The 17,710-nt window shown below is 55.9% G+C and carries 20 protein-coding genes and 1 tRNA gene; 6 read left to right on the forward strand and 15 right to left on the reverse strand.

The features are described 5' to 3' along the window. Nucleotides 1–9: 9 nt before the first annotated feature. Nucleotides 10–1,239, forward strand: coding sequence for a DNA recombination protein RmuC (locus AC2FID_RS11125; RefSeq protein WP_282119539.1), 1,230 nt, complete (start codon nucleotides 10–12; stop codon nucleotides 1,237–1,239). Nucleotides 1,240–1,242: 3 nt separating this feature from the next. Here the strand turns inward: AC2FID_RS11125 and AC2FID_RS11130 are convergent, their stop codons facing one another. Genes AC2FID_RS11130 through AC2FID_RS11140 form a run of 3 tightly spaced genes read right to left on the reverse strand, consistent with a single transcriptional unit; the run spans nucleotide 1,243 to nucleotide 3,023 of the window. After that, nucleotides 1,243–1,647 carry a hypothetical protein gene (locus tag AC2FID_RS11130; RefSeq protein WP_282170230.1) on the reverse strand — a complete coding sequence of 135 codons (405 nt, stop codon included), beginning with the start codon at nucleotides 1,645–1,647 and terminating at the stop codon, nucleotides 1,243–1,245. A gap of 58 nt (nucleotides 1,648–1,705) precedes the next feature. Next, the gene (locus AC2FID_RS11135) at nucleotides 1,706–2,356 is read right to left on the reverse strand and encodes a ChrR family anti-sigma-E factor (protein WP_496836828.1); all 651 of its coding nucleotides are present in this window, start codon (nucleotides 2,354–2,356) and stop codon (nucleotides 1,706–1,708) included. 10 nt (nucleotides 2,357–2,366) lie between these two features. Beyond that, nucleotides 2,367–3,023 carry a sigma-70 family RNA polymerase sigma factor gene (locus AC2FID_RS11140; RefSeq protein WP_496836830.1) on the reverse strand — a complete coding sequence of 219 codons (657 nt, stop codon included), beginning with the start codon at nucleotides 3,021–3,023 and terminating at the stop codon, nucleotides 2,367–2,369. Nucleotides 3,024–3,172: 149 nt separating this feature from the next. Here AC2FID_RS11140 and AC2FID_RS11145 point away from each other — a divergent pair, with 149 nt between their 5' ends. From AC2FID_RS11145 to AC2FID_RS11165, 5 genes are all read left to right on the forward strand, one after another. Next, nucleotides 3,173–3,946 carry a DUF1365 domain-containing protein gene (locus AC2FID_RS11145; RefSeq protein WP_109313562.1) on the forward strand — a complete coding sequence of 258 codons (774 nt, stop codon included), beginning with the start codon at nucleotides 3,173–3,175 and terminating at the stop codon, nucleotides 3,944–3,946. Between the two features lie 87 nt (nucleotides 3,947–4,033). After that, nucleotides 4,034–4,351, forward strand: coding sequence for a DUF3775 domain-containing protein (locus AC2FID_RS11150; RefSeq protein WP_058275224.1), 318 nt, complete (start codon nucleotides 4,034–4,036; stop codon nucleotides 4,349–4,351). A 135-nt stretch (nucleotides 4,352–4,486) separates the two neighbouring features. Next, nucleotides 4,487–5,560 carry a hypothetical protein gene (locus AC2FID_RS11155; protein ID WP_496836832.1) on the forward strand — a complete coding sequence of 358 codons (1,074 nt, stop codon included), beginning with the start codon at nucleotides 4,487–4,489 and terminating at the stop codon, nucleotides 5,558–5,560. 171 nt (nucleotides 5,561–5,731) lie between these two features. Further along, nucleotides 5,732–5,821 (forward strand) — tRNA-Ser (locus AC2FID_RS11160). Between the two features lie 117 nt (nucleotides 5,822–5,938). Next, nucleotides 5,939–7,057, forward strand: coding sequence for a hypothetical protein (locus AC2FID_RS11165; RefSeq protein ID WP_496836833.1), 1,119 nt, complete (start codon nucleotides 5,939–5,941; stop codon nucleotides 7,055–7,057). 149 nt (nucleotides 7,058–7,206) lie between these two features. On the opposite strand, the gene AC2FID_RS11170 is transcribed toward AC2FID_RS11165, so the two are convergent. The 12 genes from AC2FID_RS11170 to nosZ form a co-directional block, all read right to left on the reverse strand. Beyond that, entirely contained in the window at nucleotides 7,207–7,782 is a 576-nt protein-coding gene (locus AC2FID_RS11170) for a hypothetical protein (RefSeq protein ID WP_496836835.1), read from the reverse strand. Between the two features lie 203 nt (nucleotides 7,783–7,985). Continuing rightward, a complete protein-coding gene (locus AC2FID_RS11175) occupies nucleotides 7,986–8,501 on the reverse strand; it encodes a helix-turn-helix domain-containing protein (RefSeq protein ID WP_496836836.1) in 516 nt (171 codons plus the stop codon). Nucleotides 8,502–8,622: 121 nt separating this feature from the next. Then, nucleotides 8,623–8,913: a winged helix domain-containing protein gene (locus AC2FID_RS11180; protein WP_496836838.1), complete on the reverse strand. Its 291-nt coding sequence runs from the start codon at nucleotides 8,911–8,913 to the stop codon at nucleotides 8,623–8,625. 96 nt (nucleotides 8,914–9,009) lie between these two features. Continuing rightward, complete coding sequence (locus AC2FID_RS11185) at nucleotides 9,010–9,204, reverse strand: helix-turn-helix transcriptional regulator (RefSeq protein ID WP_480868213.1); 195 nt, start codon at nucleotides 9,202–9,204, stop codon at nucleotides 9,010–9,012. A 97-nt stretch (nucleotides 9,205–9,301) separates the two neighbouring features. Further along, complete coding sequence (locus AC2FID_RS11190) at nucleotides 9,302–9,991, reverse strand: hypothetical protein (RefSeq protein ID WP_480868211.1); 690 nt, start codon at nucleotides 9,989–9,991, stop codon at nucleotides 9,302–9,304. Next, complete coding sequence (locus AC2FID_RS11195) at nucleotides 9,992–11,212, reverse strand: tyrosine-type recombinase/integrase (RefSeq protein WP_496836840.1); 1,221 nt, start codon at nucleotides 11,210–11,212, stop codon at nucleotides 9,992–9,994. A 216-nt stretch (nucleotides 11,213–11,428) separates the two neighbouring features. Then, complete coding sequence (locus tag AC2FID_RS11200) at nucleotides 11,429–12,322, reverse strand: FAD:protein FMN transferase (RefSeq protein ID WP_496836842.1); 894 nt, start codon at nucleotides 12,320–12,322, stop codon at nucleotides 11,429–11,431. Continuing rightward, a complete protein-coding gene (locus tag AC2FID_RS11205) occupies nucleotides 12,319–12,834 on the reverse strand; it encodes a nitrous oxide reductase accessory protein NosL (RefSeq protein ID WP_282170236.1) in 516 nt (171 codons plus the stop codon). Before AC2FID_RS11205 ends, AC2FID_RS11200 begins: the two co-directional genes overlap by 4 nt. Beyond that, nucleotides 12,831–13,652, reverse strand: coding sequence for an ABC transporter permease (locus AC2FID_RS11210; RefSeq protein WP_496836844.1), 822 nt, complete (start codon nucleotides 13,650–13,652; stop codon nucleotides 12,831–12,833). Before AC2FID_RS11210 ends, AC2FID_RS11205 begins: the two co-directional genes overlap by 4 nt. Beyond that, nucleotides 13,649–14,542 (reverse strand): ABC transporter ATP-binding protein, encoded by an 894-nt coding sequence (locus AC2FID_RS11215; RefSeq protein ID WP_058277303.1) that lies wholly within the window; start codon nucleotides 14,540–14,542, stop codon nucleotides 13,649–13,651. Before AC2FID_RS11215 ends, AC2FID_RS11210 begins: the two co-directional genes overlap by 4 nt. Continuing rightward, entirely contained in the window at nucleotides 14,532–15,788 is a 1,257-nt protein-coding gene (locus tag AC2FID_RS11220) for a nitrous oxide reductase family maturation protein NosD (protein WP_496836846.1), read from the reverse strand. The genes AC2FID_RS11215 and AC2FID_RS11220 overlap by 11 nt, the downstream gene beginning before the upstream one ends. A gap of 3 nt (nucleotides 15,789–15,791) precedes the next feature. Then, a complete protein-coding gene (gene nosZ, locus AC2FID_RS11225) occupies nucleotides 15,792–17,699 on the reverse strand; it encodes a TAT-dependent nitrous-oxide reductase (protein WP_496836848.1) in 1,908 nt (635 codons plus the stop codon). Between the last annotated feature and the right edge of the window lie 11 nt (nucleotides 17,700–17,710).

Consider the following 17,710-nt stretch of genomic DNA (forward strand, 5'->3'; position numbering starts at 1 on the left):
CGAGGCGACATGATCGAGATTGCAGGAACCCAATATGCGTTGAACGACCCCGTGATCCTGACCGTGGGCGGGGTTGTTACGCTGATCCTGCTGTTGCTGTTTTTGTCGCTGCGCGCAGCCAACCGGTCGGCCCGGATGGCGGAACCTCTGTCCCGCCAGATGGCGCATCTTGGCCAGCATGTGCAGCAATTGGGGCAGGGGCAGGAACAATTGCGCGGCGGATTGCAGCATGTTTCGGACACGCAGGCCAATGCGCAGGTGCAGGTGATCCAAACGGTTGAAACCCGTCTGTCCTCGGTCCAGCAGCAGATGAATGACCGGCTGGCGGATAACGCGATGAAATCGGCGCGTGCTTTGGCTGAGATGCAGGAGCGGATGAAGGAATCCCTGCATGGATCATCCAAACAAACCGCGACATCGCTAACGCAGTTGCAGGAACGTTTGGCCGCCATCGACAAGGCGCAGGACAATATCACAAAACTGTCGGGCGACGTGCTGTCTTTGCAGGATATCCTGTCGAACAAGCAAACGCGTGGTGCTTTCGGAGAGATTCAGCTGAATGATATCGTCTCTAAGGCGCTGCCTTCGGATAGTTTCCAGCTGCAGGCAACCCTGTCGAATGGACGGCGCGCAGATTGCCTGATCAACCTCCCGAACCCTCCAGGACCGATTGTCATCGACAGCAAGTTCCCGTTGGAGGCCTATGAGGCGCTGATCGGTTCGACCAATGACATGGAGTTGAAGGCGGCGGTTCAGATGTTCCGCAGCACGGTGCGCAAGCACATTACAGATATTTCTGAGAAGTACATTCTGGACGGTGAAACGGCAGATGGAGCACTGATGTTCCTGCCGTCCGAGGCGGTCTATGCCGAACTTCATGCCAAATTTCCTGAACTGGTGCAGGAGAGTTTCACCAAACGCGTGTGGATCGTCTCGCCCACCACCTGCATGGCGACACTAAACACGATGCGTGCGATCCTCAAAGACGCGCGGATGCGGGAACAAGCTGGGGCGATCCGCAAAGAACTGGGTTTGCTGCACAAGGATGTTGAGCGTTTGGGTGATCGGGTCGGCAATCTGGACCGCCATTTCGGGCAGGCGGCCAAGGATATCTCGGAAATCAAGATCAGCGCGGAAAAGGCTGGCCGCCGGGCTCAGCGGTTGGATAACTTCGATTTCGAGGAACTGGCGCCTGACGATCAGACCAACGTTGTGCCTCTGGGCCAGTCCGAAGGCTAGGCATTACTGGATTGACAGATCCAGATTGTAGCCGACCGTCTTGTCCGTATCGCGGTCATTGCCCATCAGATAGACCCGGATCGTGTAGTCTCCATCCTCAGGCAATTCGATGCGCGCGGTATTCCCGCCGATCGAGCCGTTGTAGATCGCGAAACCATCACTGTCCGGCGGCAGGATGTTGAAGTAGATCACGCCATAGCCATTTGTGTCGCTTACCTTCAGGTCGGCGAACATCTCTTGCCCGGCTTTTGCACCCAACTTGTAGTCGAAGTACTCGTTTCCAGTGACGGTACCATTGACCATTGTCCCGAAATTGCCCGGTTCGAACTTCACGTCAGCGACCAACTGGGCAGAAGCGACAGATGAAAAACCCATAAGGGCAAGAATAAAGAACATAGTCCGGATCATTTCAAATGCCTCCACCAATCTGCTTGCAGGGCAGGATACCATATGAGTGCTGATTGCGTCAGATCTTCAGGAACGGTTGGAACAGACGCGGCATCAGCTTGTTGAATTTCAGCGGCGCGTCAGTGACAGCCAGGCAGATGCAATCCTCGGTGATGTCGGCTGTCGGCGTATGGTGCAGGTCTTCATCTGCAATCTCCACATCGCCACGGGCAAAACGGTCGACCTCATCCGAAAACGCGCCCTGCAGAACCATTGTCAGCTCCATGCCATTATGGCTGTGGTCGGGAACTGCGGTGCCCGCCGGAATGAATAGCAACCGAGCTGTTGCTTCGCCGCTCGTCGGGAGGATCGCCTGCTTGACCCCCATGCCGATTGGTCGCCAGCGGATGTCGTTCACATCGCCGCCAACGTAATCCTGCAACGGGCTTGGCAAAACCGAGCAGCCGGCTCGCCTAGGTTTGGCAATCGGCGCACCGTTTGCGATCAAAGCCATCGTTTCCGCAAGTGCCTTGTCGTTCATCGCAACGGTCTCGTCCTGTTCTTCCAGGACATATCCGCCAACGGCGTCAAAGCTTTCGGCCTGAGCACGACATTGATTGCACATGGAAAGATGTGTCGCGACCATCAGGTCGAAAGCCTCGGGCAGAGTGCCTGCGGCGTAAGCCATCAGCAGGTCGTCTGTCAGGTGATGTTTGATTTTATTGCTCATATCCGTCATCTCAATTCATCGCATGGCGCAAGCGGTCCAGCGCCAGCCGTATCCGTGATTTGATCGTTCCCAGTGGCAATCCAGTCTGAGAAGCGATTTCTCGATGGCTCAGATCGCCAAAATAGGCTTTCTCGATCAGTTGTCTTTGCGCCTCTGGCAGCGCGGTCATCGCGTTGCGCAGCTGCGCGGTTTCCTGTTGCAGCACGAGTATGTCGTCCTGCTCCGGTTCAGCCTCGGGTCCCCATCCCAGTTCTTCGGGCTCGGGGCGGCGTTGTTTGCGCAGGACGTCGATTCGCTTGTTCCGGGCGATCGTGAACACCCATGTGGCCACGGTTGCCCGCGTGGGGTCGAACAAATGTGACTTGTGCCACAGCGTGACCATGACCTCTTGTGCGCACTCTTCGGCCATGGCCGCATCTGAGCCCGACTTGATCAGGAACGCCTTGATCCGCGGCGCGAAGTGCTGAAACAACTCAGCAAACGCTGCCTGATCCTGTGCGTCCCTTATGCGTCTGACGTGGTCCACCCACTCAGCTCGTTTGTCACAACTGTCTTGCGCTCGGTTCACCGGTTTTCCCTTGATGCGTTTCTTTACGCGCCACGGTTTCTGTGAAGGCCTGGTGGCCACCGGTTCATCCAAGGTCGCGGTATCGATCTCGGTAAACATAACAACATTACGCGGTAAGGCCCAAGCTGGATCACATTGTGATGCGATTTTAATCCGAACCGGAGCATGTTTCGTATGATAAGTATCTACATGTCGAAGAAAACAGCGCCGTTTGAACGGCTTGCAGGCGAATTGGAACACTGACGAGAATGAACAGGATCGACCATATTTCAGGCCATACTTACCACGGTCGAAAAGGCGGGATCGAGAATGCGTTCCGGTATTCCATCGACTACATCCTATTGGACCCCGAAGCCCGGCCTGACACACCGCTTTTGTTTTCGATGAACCGCGTAAATGCGATGTATTGGCGAGATCGTGACCATGGCGGTGAACCCGGCAATGGGAAGGGTGCGGCGTGGTTGCGAGCCAAATTCAACGAAATGGGTGTGACGCAACCTGCAAGACTTGAGTTGCTGACGCAGCCACGGGTGCTGGGGCATGTCTTCAATCCGGTCAGCTTCTGGTTCTGTTTCGATGCCGATGAACAACTATATGCGGTGGTAGCAGAGGTTACGAACACTTACGGCACGCGCCACAGCTATCTGTGCAACAATCCCGGGTTTGCCCCGATCCAGCCGACTGATCGCATCGTTGCGGACAAGCTGATGCATGTCTCACCGTTTCAAAAGATCGAAGGGACGTATGAGTTCCGGTTCGACCATCGCCCCGAGCGTATCGGCGTCTGGATTGACTATGGTCGAAAAGCGGGTGGATTGATTGCCACCCTGACCGGGCCGCGCGCGCCGCTGACCAACCGGGCAATCCTGTGGTCGTTGCTGCGGCGTCCCTTCGGTGCGCGACGTGCGTTTTTCCTGATTGTCTGGCAGGCGATCAAACTTAAGATAAAAAAGGCCCGGTTTGTTCCGTTCCGAACCGCCCCTGTGCCCGATCAGCCGATATCCCGCAGTCGCAAGCCTTAGCCCCTGGGTCTTTGCTTAAGATCAAAGACTCAGCCCCCTCCTCATGGTTGTGGTATTATTGAAACCGCGAATACGAGGAGCTGGGTCATGATGGAAATTTCGCCAAGGAAAATCGCTCAGGTTGCGATGATGGGGCGCGAGTTGGGTCGCGCCGAGGGCGAATTGCGCGCCTTCATCGACCGGATGAGCGAGGACGAACAGGCCGAACTGGTGGCTGTCATGTGGGTCGGGCGCGAAAGCTTTTTCGCCGAAGATCTGCCTGAGGCCATCGCAACCGCCAAGTCCGAGGCTTCGACCCCTTGCGCGGACTACCTGATTGGTACGCCGCACTTGTCGGATCACCTTGAAAATGGCTTGGATGCACTGGGCATCTCGGCTGAGGATGTGGAAAACGACCTGATGTAAGTGCTCCGGCTATGTGCAACCGGTGCAGCCCGCAAATTGCAAACCATTCGCCGAATAGCCAGTTTTTGGATAACATGATCAGGAAACCCGAAAGCCCGCATTCAGGCTGGGGTGCTTTTAGACGGAGCGTGATCCATGTGGCGCGTCTTGCAAATGCTTACGGTACTCGCGCTTTGCGTGAGCTTCGAGCCTCGCCCGGCTCAAGCCTGCGGCGTCTGCGTTGAGCTTCCGGAATATTCTCTGGCAGACCGGATTCTTTCTGCGCGCGTGATCGTGCTGGCGGCACCGTCGCCAGACAACCCATTCAGGTACTTTCCCGTGTCGGTTTTGAAAGGCACGCCAGAGCAGGTTGGGGCTTTGCCCGAAATACCTTTCCTGGTCGACAGTGTCATGCGATCCGCCATTCGCGCGAATCCGGACAGAACGGTTTTGATGGTCTACGGGACGGGGTATCAGGACAAGGCCGGTCGCAGCCTTCCCAGCGGTTGGACCAAGGGGTTCTTGATGACACCTGATCGGGCCCACTTCCTTGAAACACTGCGTGCCGAAGGGCAGGGCTGGGCCAGTGGCGCGCCGGATCGCGCGGCGCAGGTTGCCTTTTTTAGTGCCTATCTCACACATGAAGATCGCCTGTTGCGCAACACGGCGCTGATCGAAATCCACCGCGCGCCCTATTGGCTTTTGACCCACCTGACCGATGCCGTGCCAACCGCTCAATTATTACAGGATCTTCGCAATCCCAATCGTCTTGCCTACGCACCGGCACTTATCCGATTGTTGGGACTTCAGTCGGATCCAAAGGCCAAAGAACGCGTAAGGCTTGGCTATCAAAGTGCGCTTCGCAGTGGAGGCCTCAACCTGTACGACTGGGGTTTGGCGGGTATCGCAGTGGATGGTGATCGGGCAATCCTTGAAATCGAAAAGTCGCTGCAGCTGCCTGAACGCTCCGCCGACGAAAAGCGCATCCTGATCCGCAGTCTGGCCGATGGCGGAACGACCTATCCCGATTTGCGACCCCGAATCCTGGATGTGTTTAGGCATCAGTTGGACAAAGACAGCACTGTTGCGATCTGGATTGCCCTGGCTGTACGACCTTGGGGCACCAACGTACTGAACCCCAATTTTGAGGCTATCATGGCCCAAAATGATCTAGACCCGGCGACGCTGTTTCTCATGCGAGCGGCAATCGAAGCTGACGAACCGGGTTAACGTCGCGGTGACGCTCCACATAGTTCCAAATCGCACTAGGGAACAGATGGGGCAGCACTTTCGCCACGCAAATGCATCCCAACAGCACCGACGCAATCGATTTCAGAAAAATATCGCGCTTGATCAAAATCGTCTTGTATCTGGTCGACATGCAAGGATATACCGGCCAGCGGAGACGTGGCCGAGTGGTCGAAGGCGCTCCCCTGCTAAGGGAGTAGGCCCGGAAGGGTCTCGAGGGTTCGAATCCCTTCGTCTCCGCCATAATTTTTAATTTTATGGCGTAAATACAATGATATAGACCCAAGCTATTTTCATTCATCCCCCATTTCCCCCCCCAAATTGCGCACTGACTGTTATGACAACAAGGATATTGCGACGATGAAAGTGTTTTGCACCGGTGCCGCGATAATTATTGATAAAGCGTCTGGCCAACAGTTTGAAATCCAAGCTTCTGACCTTGATTGGGACAGCGTCGGAGGCGGCGAAGGGCCAATGGGTAGTATTGAGCAATACAGGGCTACCGTAGAACACGAAGTCCTGGGCAAACTCTCATGGAATTTATGGGAATACCCTGTAGGTGTTGAAAACGATAGTGAAACCGATACAGGCGGGCACCGCCTAGTCGAAGACTTCGACTATGGTTTAGAGCATGAAGAAGAATTCGACTTAGAGCAGTTCGATGACGAAGAAAGAGCGGCAGCAAGGCTTGGCTTTGGAGACTTAACCGAGGAAGAGCAAATCGACACCATGGTTGGCTGGTTCAACCGAATGTTCGAAGACCCACAAAACTCGACGCCATATGCGATAGATAAGGATAGCCCCTATAACTACGAGTACATTTGGGGAGGGCCGTACGACGCCTCAGATGAACTGTTTGGTGAATTTGGCGACATTGCCTCTGAAGAGGCAATTGAGCGAGCAGCAAGAATTGTTCAAGACCAAGATGGAATATTCGAGTGGGCTCCTAGCAACAACCACCCCGATATGCGTCAACGTGATCAAGGCACGGTAGCGGACCAGTACGAATTCGAGCAGTCTCTTTATGAGATTCGTAGACGTGCCCGCGAAAAACCTGAGCTTACTAGGGGAAATGAAAGAGAAGTCTTAGCGCGGAGTGAACTGGTCGCACTAGCGAAAGACTTACCGCCATTGCTAGAGTTGGCTTCGAACGAGCGAATTCGCGGCCAAATTGGCCACAATCAACCTCCTGCCGAATTTGAAATTCCCAAAAACATATCGCAACAAATCAACGTCAACATAAGCGTAGTTGTTTCTCAAGCGAATGAACCTGAGCCTGACGTAGAAGTCGTTGCGGAGAGCGTTGGTGTTATTCAAGCCGCTCTGGCTGAGCTCAAAGACTTTATCAAAACCACCAAAGATCAGGTCAAGACCATAGGCGCTAAAACCTTGGCCGCAGCAATTGTAGGCGGTATTACCTTGCTAGTTCATAAGAGCATCAACTGGCTTTCAGCTATGCTCGACATTCCGTTTCCGTAAAAGCTCTACAATCACTTGGTGCTAGTTCGCTCAGCGTGACGCTGTGAAAGCATGGCTTACGTAACCAATGCTCGCAAGTTCGTAGTGTCAGCCTCCAATACGTTACTTGACTGTTTAGTACTATAATCGACCGATGTAGAGCGTCCATGCTAGAATTCTGGATCGACGAAGAACAATTCCTGTTCCTCTCTGCTCAGAAAACTTTTGAACTTTGCTGTGAAAATTCGGTCCGCTTGGCCCTCGAACCACTCAATCTCTTCTCGTTTTCGTTGGTACCTCTGATGAGACATACCTTTGGGCTTGGGCGCTACCCGGTTTGCCATCCCTGCTTCCCCACCAAGCTCACGCCTAAGCTTGTTTGCGCGGCGCAACATGCGGTCATACCGTGACTCTGACTGGCTGGTGTAGACAAGGTTGTAGCATTGGCGACATAAGAAGTATTTGCCACCTGAGTAAAGATTGACCACGCGCCGATTGCAGTGCCGTCCACTCACAACACCGGGACAAAGAAAATAGGGACGCTGACCGCCATAGTTGCAGCTATTGTGGTCAAGCGGCACCGGCTGAGTTACCGGCTCCCAATCACCGCCATTTTGGCTGATGCGATAACTCAGGACTATGCGCGCTGTTTCAGCGCGAAAGCTAATCCGTGCGACTTCTTTACCATCACGCGACCAAATCCAATTCCCGCTCCAGCCCGCGTTCAAGCATCCTTCGCGGTGCATCCGATTGACGTCTAGGGAACGGCATTCTTCCGCCTTTTTCTTGTGGCCGGGTCGTCCAGATCCATAACCTCCCATTACCACCACCCCCGATTTTTTCCGAAATCGTTAGGCAAGTTTAGGGTCTTCGGGTGTTTTGGGCTTTGGCTTCTCTTGCTAACCGCCGATTGTTGCATACCGTGTTCCTTCCCTGAGAGTGGTTAGTATTAGTGACCCGCCAGAGTACCCAGAGGGAGGCCAGAATCGACGCTGACGGGTTCTTTGGTGGACCCAGAAACGGGGCTTGGGTTTCCTGATGGACCCATTCGCGCGGGTGACGGGTATTCTGGTGGACCGCTTTTTGTTTTTGCCCGCCAATAGCGCCATTCGTTTGTGGCAACCTCCACCCCCTTGGCGGTTTGCATCCGTTTCGTTGTCAACCGCCATTCATGGGCGCGCCGGTTGTACCAGTTGCCGGGATTGTGCAAGACAATGAACCCCTTTTCCTCCAGTTCAACAAAGGCGCGCTGGGCGGTGCCTTTCGATATGCCGAGTGCCTTGACCGCTTCATTCATCGATAGGCGCACGTTGCCGTTGTTGCCGCCGTTGAACCGCGTGTGAAGTTCCAGCCAGACTTTGACGGCGGCCCCCGAAAGGGACCGCCATGCTTCTGATTTGAGTTGGGCATAGGGAAGCGTCACATACTGACCTTCCGCGTCGCGCCGTTTACCTTTTGACGTCATCAGCGATGCCCCCTGCGCAGTTCAGTGTTAGTGCGAAGCCAATGGTTCGGCAGGCCGTGTTTGCGCTTCAGGTGACGTTCAAATGCACTGAGAGGGTTAATTTTGGCCTTGGGGTTGGCAGTCATTTTTTCTGCTCCCCATTGCTGTGGCCCAGGACAACGGAACTCCGCAGGCGGTATCTGGCGTGATATCCGGGATAGTTTCCCCCGTGCGGTTCGGTTTCGGTGTCAATGAGAAAGCCCATTTCACGCAAGGAATGGATGTGTGCGGCAAGACGGATTGCAGGGTTTTCAAGCGATGTGATGCCTTGATTTTTTGCTTGCATCAGGTGATGCATCGTTTGGCCGATGCGCCCCGATAGTGTGAACAAGCGGGGGCAATCGCCTCCCAGAAGGGTGACGTTCAAATTCATATTTGCCTCATTGATTTGGGAGGCGCGAAGCGATAGGGCTTATGCTTCTAGACTACCCAGCACCCGCGCCAGTTTCATGACTGCGTGGGTGTTGTTTTACCCGGCCAGTGATTTGGCAATCGGTCTATCGGAAAGCCAATCGGATATTGTGCTTTCGGGCCAAGCAACAGCGCGCTTTCCGATACGGACTGGTCGGGGAAACTCCCCCCTGTCCATCATGTCGTAAATACTTGAACGACTAAGGCCAGTGGCGGCTTCAACAGCCGGGCGTCGTAGGTAGCGTTCGTGCATGTCGGTTCCTTTCGTGTCAGTAAGTGACTAATTGGAACCTAACGGGACGAAGAACCTGAAATAGGTGTCACGATTAAAAAGCCGTTTCGATACGGTGTTAGGAATTCGGAACCTTTGGTTTGCGCCCCGGTTTAGAAATTTCTGGTCTTTTTTCTCGAGCAAGATTCCAAGCGAAACGAAAACTGCGCACACTTTGTTCTTTGGCCAATAGAGCTTTGGCGTCTTGAAACTTGGGTAGCTTACCTAGGTCCGCCAGTCTTATTATTTCTTCAGACACAGCTCGGGGTGACATATCTCTTTTGGGAGAAAGCTGGTTTTCTCCAAAAGGAAGCGAGTCAGTTTCATCAGCAGTTGATAAACGCGGCCCAATGTACGCAGGTATATCGGCTTCAAAGTCATCTAGAAATTCCAGGAAATCATCATGTGGAAAAATCAAAGGCAAGTGGAGGAACGGGCCATATCGTCGTTGGAGTTCAAGTTCATCGGGAGGTTCGCTCATGTGATTTGACGACTGTGAGGAACCTACAGTCCCAACCGATATATCGATGTGGTCGTTTAGGTTGTCATAAGGATTATCTGAAAAGATTAGAAGGCGAGAAGCAGGTACAGGTTCGCCACTAGCTAGGCAAACCGCAACCTCACTACTCTCTTGCAAATACAGCCATGTGACTTCAAAGTTTTCGTCGCCGAAAAACTCTATATCACCGATGTGACCTTTCTCATCAAATATAGCGGCTATTGTGAAATAAATTTCGCGCAGGCTGATCCAGCCTTTTGGGGCAAACAATTATCCAATCCTAACTAAGCTGTCGGAGTTTTCGGCAATAAAATGAGACCAGTTTTCCATTAGTTTTCTTCGCTTTTCAAAGTAGTCCGACCTGGCATATGCCGCTTCAGCCTTATCTTTCACGGTATGTGCCAAGGCTGCTTCAGATACATCGCGTGGGGTGTTGGTGCGTTCTTGCGCCCATGTCTTAAAGGACGTTCGGAACCCATGTACATCGACATCATAGCCCAGCCCCTTAACCAGCTTTGACAGGGTCATGTCAGACAATGGCTTGCCCTGTTTGGTGCCAGGGAAAACCAAGCCCTTACCTGAACCCAAATTTTGAGCCCTGGACAACACCTCCAAGGCGCCGGGGGATAAGGGAACACGATGTTCTTTCTTGGCCTTCATACGTAGCGCTGGGCGGGTCCAAACAGCGTTCTCCAGATCAAATTCAGACCACTCGGCCAATCGCACCTCACCAGACCTAGACGCAGTCAAGATAAGCAGTTCTATCGCTAGTTTGGTGGCATCCCCGGCGTTTGACTCCTTGAGGCTCTCTAGGAATTCAGGAAGCTTTTTGTAGGGTAGCGCCTTACGGTGCGTTTGCGTCCTATCCTGCTTGGGCAGCGCGGAAGAAATTGTATCGGCAGGGTTGTCCTGCCTCCAACCGTTGGCAATGGCCCACTTCATCACAGTGCCGATACGCTGGCGTACACGCCGCGCTGTTTCAGCCTTTTCTAGCCAGATTGGTTGAAGGACAACCAGCACATCAGCCGTGGTGACTTCGGAAACCTTCAGCTTGCCAATGCGGGGAAAGGTGTAGGTTTCGAGTGTGGAAATAAACTGCGCCGCGTGTTTCTTGTTGCGCCAAGTTGGTTCGTGGATCTTATGAACCTTTCGCGCGGCCTCCTCAAACGTAAGTAGGGCTTCAGCAGTGCGCTTGGCTTGCAATGGGTCGCCACCAGCCCGCGCCAGCTTGCGGTTCTCTAGCGCGGCTTCTCGGGCCTCTGCTAGGCTCACAAGGGATGCAGACCCCAATCCTATTTCAGTGCGTTTGCCGCGAATGACAATACGCTGAACCCAGCGCCGTGCGCCTGATGTATCCACCTTTAGAAACAGGCCATGCCCATCGAAATACTTACCGGGGCTAGATGCCGTTCGAACGAAGGCAGCCGAAAGTGCTTTCTCTTGGCGCTTGCGCGGTGTGTTGTTGTTGGTAGTACTTTGTTCGTCCGCCATTCCGTCCCCCACTAGTGACAAGAATATGGGGGACGACACTGGAACGTTCAAGAACAGAATAGGCTTTAAATATCTGTTTTATGGTACTTTATGGAACGTTTTAGAATTGCGGTAGGCGGACTTCGTCTCCGCCATTACACTCTGAATCGGACGTGATCGCGAACTCATTTGTTACCGATATTGCGCGACGTTTTTGTCCGACTCGTGCGATTCCGGTTAGACTTTCATCTCTAATCGCGCATCTTGGAAACGGTTTAGAACGCTCGGTATATCTCCGTCAGACAGTGCGCACAGGGCTGTTGAAAGCCCATCGGCGAGCGCTGCGGAGTTTGCAGATACCGACAAAATCCGGCGCGCTGGTGTTTGACCGGTGGGGCTGAGGATGTGACCGTGAGCGTCCGTCAGCATCAGGTTACCGGAATCAGAGGTCGCAACAGCTCGGTCGCGCAGAGAGATACGCTTTGTGATCTGACTTTCGGCGCCTGCCAAACCGACTAGCCAATCGCGCCCATCGTGACGTTGTCCGAGCGCTGCGATTTCCCCCATGTCGACCAAAACGTCTTGCAGCCCCTGTGATCTGAGCAGGGCAGCGATGCGATCTGTGATTGCCCCTTGCGCTACTCCATTCAGAGTCAGCGCCGACTGCCCTGGGTAGGGCAGGCGGACGCCATCGTTATTAACCGTGACCTTATCCCACCCGATGGATTTGCGGGCGGTTGTGGCGTCGTCACCGTTGATCAGAGCAGCCCAGAGAGGCTGGATTGTCGGGTCAAAAGCGCCCCCTGAATTCTGGTGCAAAACTGTGCACAGGCTGAACAGGCTCAAGAGCTCGGGCGCTGGTTGCATAAGAAACCCATCGCGGTTCAGGCGCGAAAGTTGGGATTTCGAGCGATACAGGCTGAAGATATCTTCCAGCCGTGTGATTTCGGCTTCGACGGCTGCAAAAACGGGGCGGGCTTGGGTATCTGTCAGCCCGACCAACTGCATGCTGGCGGGTGCGCCCAATGCAGAACCGCGCCACCGGGCGGTTGTAACCGGGGCTGCGATTGCAGGACAGGCCGCGCTTGCGGCCGAGATGGTCAGAAACCGGCGGCGGGACAGAAAGGTCATGCGGGTGTCTCCAGTAGTAAGCCCAGGTCGACCGGGCCTAGCACCTCGGTATCAGGAATCTCGGACAAGGGCAGAGCGGCACCGCCATACTGGTCGATGAAGGATGCGGCATCGGCTGGGTTGGAAAATGGCACCACCTCACGCGCACCCATGCCGCCTGCCACGTTGGAGCCGACAACAAATGTCGCGCCGTCGGCGTCGATCCAATTCGAGATGCCAGGCTGACGCCAGTTGAGTGCAACGCTCATATCGCTGACATAGACGGCGGTGATATCAGCGTCCCGTTCGGGGCTTTTGAGATAGGCTACCATGTCCCGCACCTGCGCAAAAAACAGCGGCGTGGGGTATCCTTCCAGGTGGATCTGCCCTTTGGGGCCACCATGCTCGGCGATATTCATTTGGCAGAAGAAGCTCAGGGCATCGGGAGTCAGATCAACCGGGTCGGGAGCAACGGCGACCTCCTCTTTGCAAGCCGCCAAGGCAATCAGCGCAATCAGCACAAGACGTTTCATGGCTCAACCCTCCGGAAGGCGGCGCGGGCGAGGGCACAGCCCAGTATCGGCCAGATCAGCAGCGAGGCGGGCGCGGCCCAGACGGGCAGAGCTTGGGCCGCACCGGTCATGCCGGACGCCATTGCGACGCCTTCGGTCGCGGAAATGTTCCACAGCCGAAATGCGTCGGCCGGGTTGGCCACCATCACCCATGGAAAGACGGATTGGGTGAAGGTGCCGCCCTCATCCATGACCACGGCTCCCAACAAGCCAAGATCATAGAGGACGACAAAGACCAGCCAAAGCCCGGCCGACAGACCTGCCGCCGCCGTAGCGCCCCTTGCCAGAGCAGACAGCAGGTACCCCAGCGCCAGAAAAACGGCGCCCAGCAAGATGGAGGTAAGGATTAGGCGCGCCAGAGCCAGCAGGCTTTCAGGACCGGCGCCACCAAACCATGCGGCCACTGCACCTGCGGTGCCGAAACCGATGGTCATGGCAAAGGCCAATGCCGCCAGATGGGCGGTGAATTTGCCCAGCAGAATTTCTCCGCGTCCGGCGGGGTAGGACAGCAGCAACGACAGACTGCCCCGGTCCACGTCGCCTGCGATGGCGTCGAAAGCGATCATCAGCGCCAGCAGCGGCGCAAGATAGACCGAAAGCGTGGTCATCGAAGCGACCGAGACGGTCAGCATATCGACGCCCAACGTGCCGGTCGGCGCGCTGCCTGCAAAGGTCAGGGCCAAGGCGAACAGCACCATGATCAGCGTGGCCATCAACAGCCAGCGGTTGCGGCGCAGGATCAACATCTCGGTGCGGGTGATGGCGAGGAAGCGGGTCATTGCATCTCCTCCTGTGCGTAATGGCGGTAGAGGTCTTCAAGTTTGGGCGGGGTCATTTCCACATCCGCCACGGCGTCGCCCAGTCCGGCGATGCGGCGCAGGGCCTCCATCTTGTCATCCGGCGAGCAGAGCAGTTCCACAGATGCTCCGTTGATCCGGTTGCCGCCCAGTTCGGCGGCAAGTGCTTCGGGGTTCGCGCTGGCACGCACTTTGAGGCGGATCGGCAGGCCAGCCAGCGCCGACAGATTGTTGAGCGTGTCATCCGCAACCATTCGGCCCTCGCGCATGATGGCGATGCGGTCGGTGCGGGCTTCGACCTCGGTGAGAGCGTGGGAGGCAATCAGGACCGCTGTGCCTTGACCGGCCAATTCATCGATGATGGCATATAGGTCTTGCCGCGAGATCGGGTCCAAACCACTTGTTGGCTCATCCAACAGCGCCACTTTTGGCCGGCCCAGCAGCACTTGCGCCAAACCCAGACGTTGGCGCATGCCTTTAGAGTAGGTTCCGATCCGGCGGTCCAGAGCGTTGCCAAGGCCCACGCGGTCCAGCAGGCTGGGGACATCGGCCCTGGACCCGGAAAGTTGCGCAAATAAGGTCAGCTGCTCGCGGCCCGTCAGCGCAGGATGAAACGACACTGCCTCAGGCAAATAGGCAGTATCCCGCCGCGCCTGCGCACTGCCGGGAGTGGCATCTCCGATCCGGATGGTTCCGACATGGATCGATGTCAGACCGAGGATAGATTTGATCAGGGTCGACTTGCCCGCGCCGTTATGGCCCAGCAGCGCCACGCGCTGACCAGGGGCAAGAGACAGGGTGATATCGTCAAGAACACGGGTTTTACCTCGGTCCTTGCTGACTTGGGTAATACTCAGGGCCTTATCCGTCATGAGGCACCTTTTTCATTGCTGGGGGTTCAGGGGCTTGCATCAGTGGGTTGCTGTCCATCACACCGCCCGGCAACAGCGCCGGGAAGGCCGATTGGGACCAGCGCACCAGTTGCACGGCGGGGGAGCCGAGCAAAAGTTTGGCCGCGGGTTGGGTCCACAGCACATGGTCCATACTGTCATTGGGGCGATAAGGGGCGTCGGCGATGCCGTCGCCGTCCACGTCATAGGCCGCAAAATCGGACCAGTAATTGCCGCGCCCGTCTTCGGACCACTCGACCCATTTGGTCGAAACGTATTTCACTTGGGTCCGGTTGCCGACAAAGGCGTTTCCGACGATCCGGTTGCGCTCGGACCCGGCAGTAAAGTGGATACCGATGCCGCATCCCTGGAACCAGTTGTCGGTGAATTCGTTCTTGTTGGAGTTATAGAGGAAGGTGCATTTTTCCTTGGCACCGATCACGACATTGCCGGTGATCTGACTCTTGTTGGCGTAGTTCAGCATCACGCCATGTTCACGGTCACCGATTGAGACGTTGTCGGCGACTTTCACATTGGTCGTGAACATCACCGCATAACCCAGATCGTTACCGATCGAGACATTGTCACTGACAACTGAGTCGTCCGCATACATGTAATGCACCGCAAAACGCAGGTCGCGGAATAGGTTGCCGGTGAAGGTGTTCTTTTTCGACGAGTTCACAAAGATCCCGTCGCGGCCATAGCGGATGTCATTGCTATCCACCACGGAACCGGGCGCGTTCCAGACATAGACTCCGTTTCCACGGTCGTTCATTCGCTGGTCTTGGCGACCTTCAATGCGGTTACCACGAACGATGCTGTCCTTGGCACCATGAATGTCGACGCCATAAAGATTGCCCAGCAGCACGTTATCCTCGACCACCGGCGCCTTAGCCGTTTTGGTCAGCTGGATGCCACTGTCGATCCCGTCATGGCTTGAACCGGAACCGATCACTGCCAGACCGCGCACGGTTACACCGGGCCCGGTCACGGTGATGACGCTGCCCTCGCCTTGTCCGTCAATGGTGGCCTGTCCTTGCCCGTCAATGGTGACGGGCCGGTCCAGAACCAGGGTTTCGGTATAGACACCGGGGCTCAGGCGAAGGGTGTCTCCATCCGCCGCCTGCGCCAGTGTTTCATTGATGGCCCCCGCCCGGTTGGGCACATCCCAGTCCGCCGCCCAAAGGGGCGAGCCAAGCAGGAGCGGTATGAGCAGGGACCAACGCATGGGTTATGCTCCCGCCGGTTCGACCAGCATCCGGCCGCGCATTTCCATATGCAGCGCGTGGCAGAACCACTGACAATAGAACCAGTGCACGCCCGGACGGTCGGCGGTGAAGGTGACCGATGCGGTTGCCATCGGAGCCACTTCCATCGCGATGCCGTAGTTGCCCAGGCAGAAGCCGTGGGTCACATCGTCCACGTCATCCAGGTTGGTGATGTAAACCGTCACCTGGTCACCCTGTTTGACAGTGAACTTCTCAAGGCTGAAGGTCGGAGCCTGCGAAGTCATGTAGACCCGTACCTTGTTACCGTCCCGGATCGGTTCTTCGGCGCCGTCTTCCAAATCGATGCCATCAGCCTCGGCCTGTTTGCGGGCGTCTTCCCATGTGACATCGGCGCGGTCCCAGACGTTGACCGGGTTGACGATGTCGGCGCGAACCATGATCGAGTCGTGCGGCTCAGCAAAGGTCGGCCCGTCGTGAACCACCTTCATCTCGTTGGATGAGATGTCGATCAGCTGTTCATTTTCAGGCTTCAGCGGGCCCGTGTTCAGGAACCGGTCTTTCGAGAACTTGTTCATCGAAATCAGCCATTTGCCATCGGCCTCCTTGGTCTCACCCATGGTGGTCGAGTTGTGGCCCGGCTGATAGTGAACGTCGACTTTCGAGATGATCGGGTCCACGTCGGCGCCACCGTATGCCTCGATTGCCTTGTCGATGTTCCACTTCACGATCTGACTGTCGAGGAACAGCGTGGTGAACGCATTGCCCTGACCGTCATAGGCGGTGTGAAGTGGGCCAAGACCCAGCTGCGGTTCACCCACAATGCAGGAACGTGGGTCGGTATCGCTTTCGAACAGGGCGTCTAGTTTGGTGACGTCCATGATCGAAACGGTGGGCGACAGCTTACCGTTGATGCAGACGTGCTTGCCGTCAGGCGCAGTGTTGATACCGTGCGGCGAGTTCGGGATCGGGATGTAACGGGTGTACTTCTTGTTCTGACCCTTGCGTCCATCCAGAACCTTGACGCCTTTCAGTTCCTGATAGTCACCAGCCTCAATCCCTGCTTCGATTTCTGCGAGGTTGAAGACAACGACATGATCCAGCTCGTTCTCGGTCATCTCGGCCAGGTTCATACCCATTTCCGAGTTGTACGAGGTCGAATAGGCGTATTTGCCCTGATAGTCGCAGTCCGTGTTATCGAGGTTACCCGACACGATCACCTGCCACGCGACCTCCATGGTGTCGCCGTCCAGCGCCGTGAAGATGTTCACGTATTGCGACGGATCGTCCAGCACTGTGCCGTCATTGACCAGCGGCGTTTCATCCTCACCATTGGCAAAGACATAGCCGGTGCGCGGGAACTTCTGAGGACGCAGACCGTGGATCGCCTTGGCGTTCGGGATTTCGGTGATCTTGTCGCATTTCATCACATCGCAGCGCACACGAGCGACGCGGGTGTTGGCCTTGTCGTTCATGAACAGATAGCGGCCATCATAGGTGCCATCGGTGAACGACATGTGCGGGTGGTGAAGGTCGCCGTTATCATAAGTTTTCAGGCCGCGCTTGGCGAGAAACTCTTTGGTCTCCGGCAGCAGGCCGTCGGTCATGATCTTCAGCGATTCATTGGTCTGGCCCCAGCCGGTGGCCGAGCAGCGATTGAACACCGGCACCCGCATCAGCTCGCGCATGGAAGGGAAGCCAAGGATACGCAGTTCACCGGTCTGACCCGAGGACCAGAAGCCGTAATATTCGTCCAGTTCGCCGGGCTGCAGATTGGCATTGGCGGCGGCGCTGGCCTGTTTTGCGGTCATCAGGGTCGAACCCAGACCGGTCCCGGCCAGCACGGCGCCGGTTGCGGTTGCGCCCAGCATCCCGCGACGTGTGATGTTCAGTTTGTTGTCATGTTCCGACATGATCGTTCCTC

This window comes from Ruegeria sp. CDSC068, assembly GCF_059610545.1.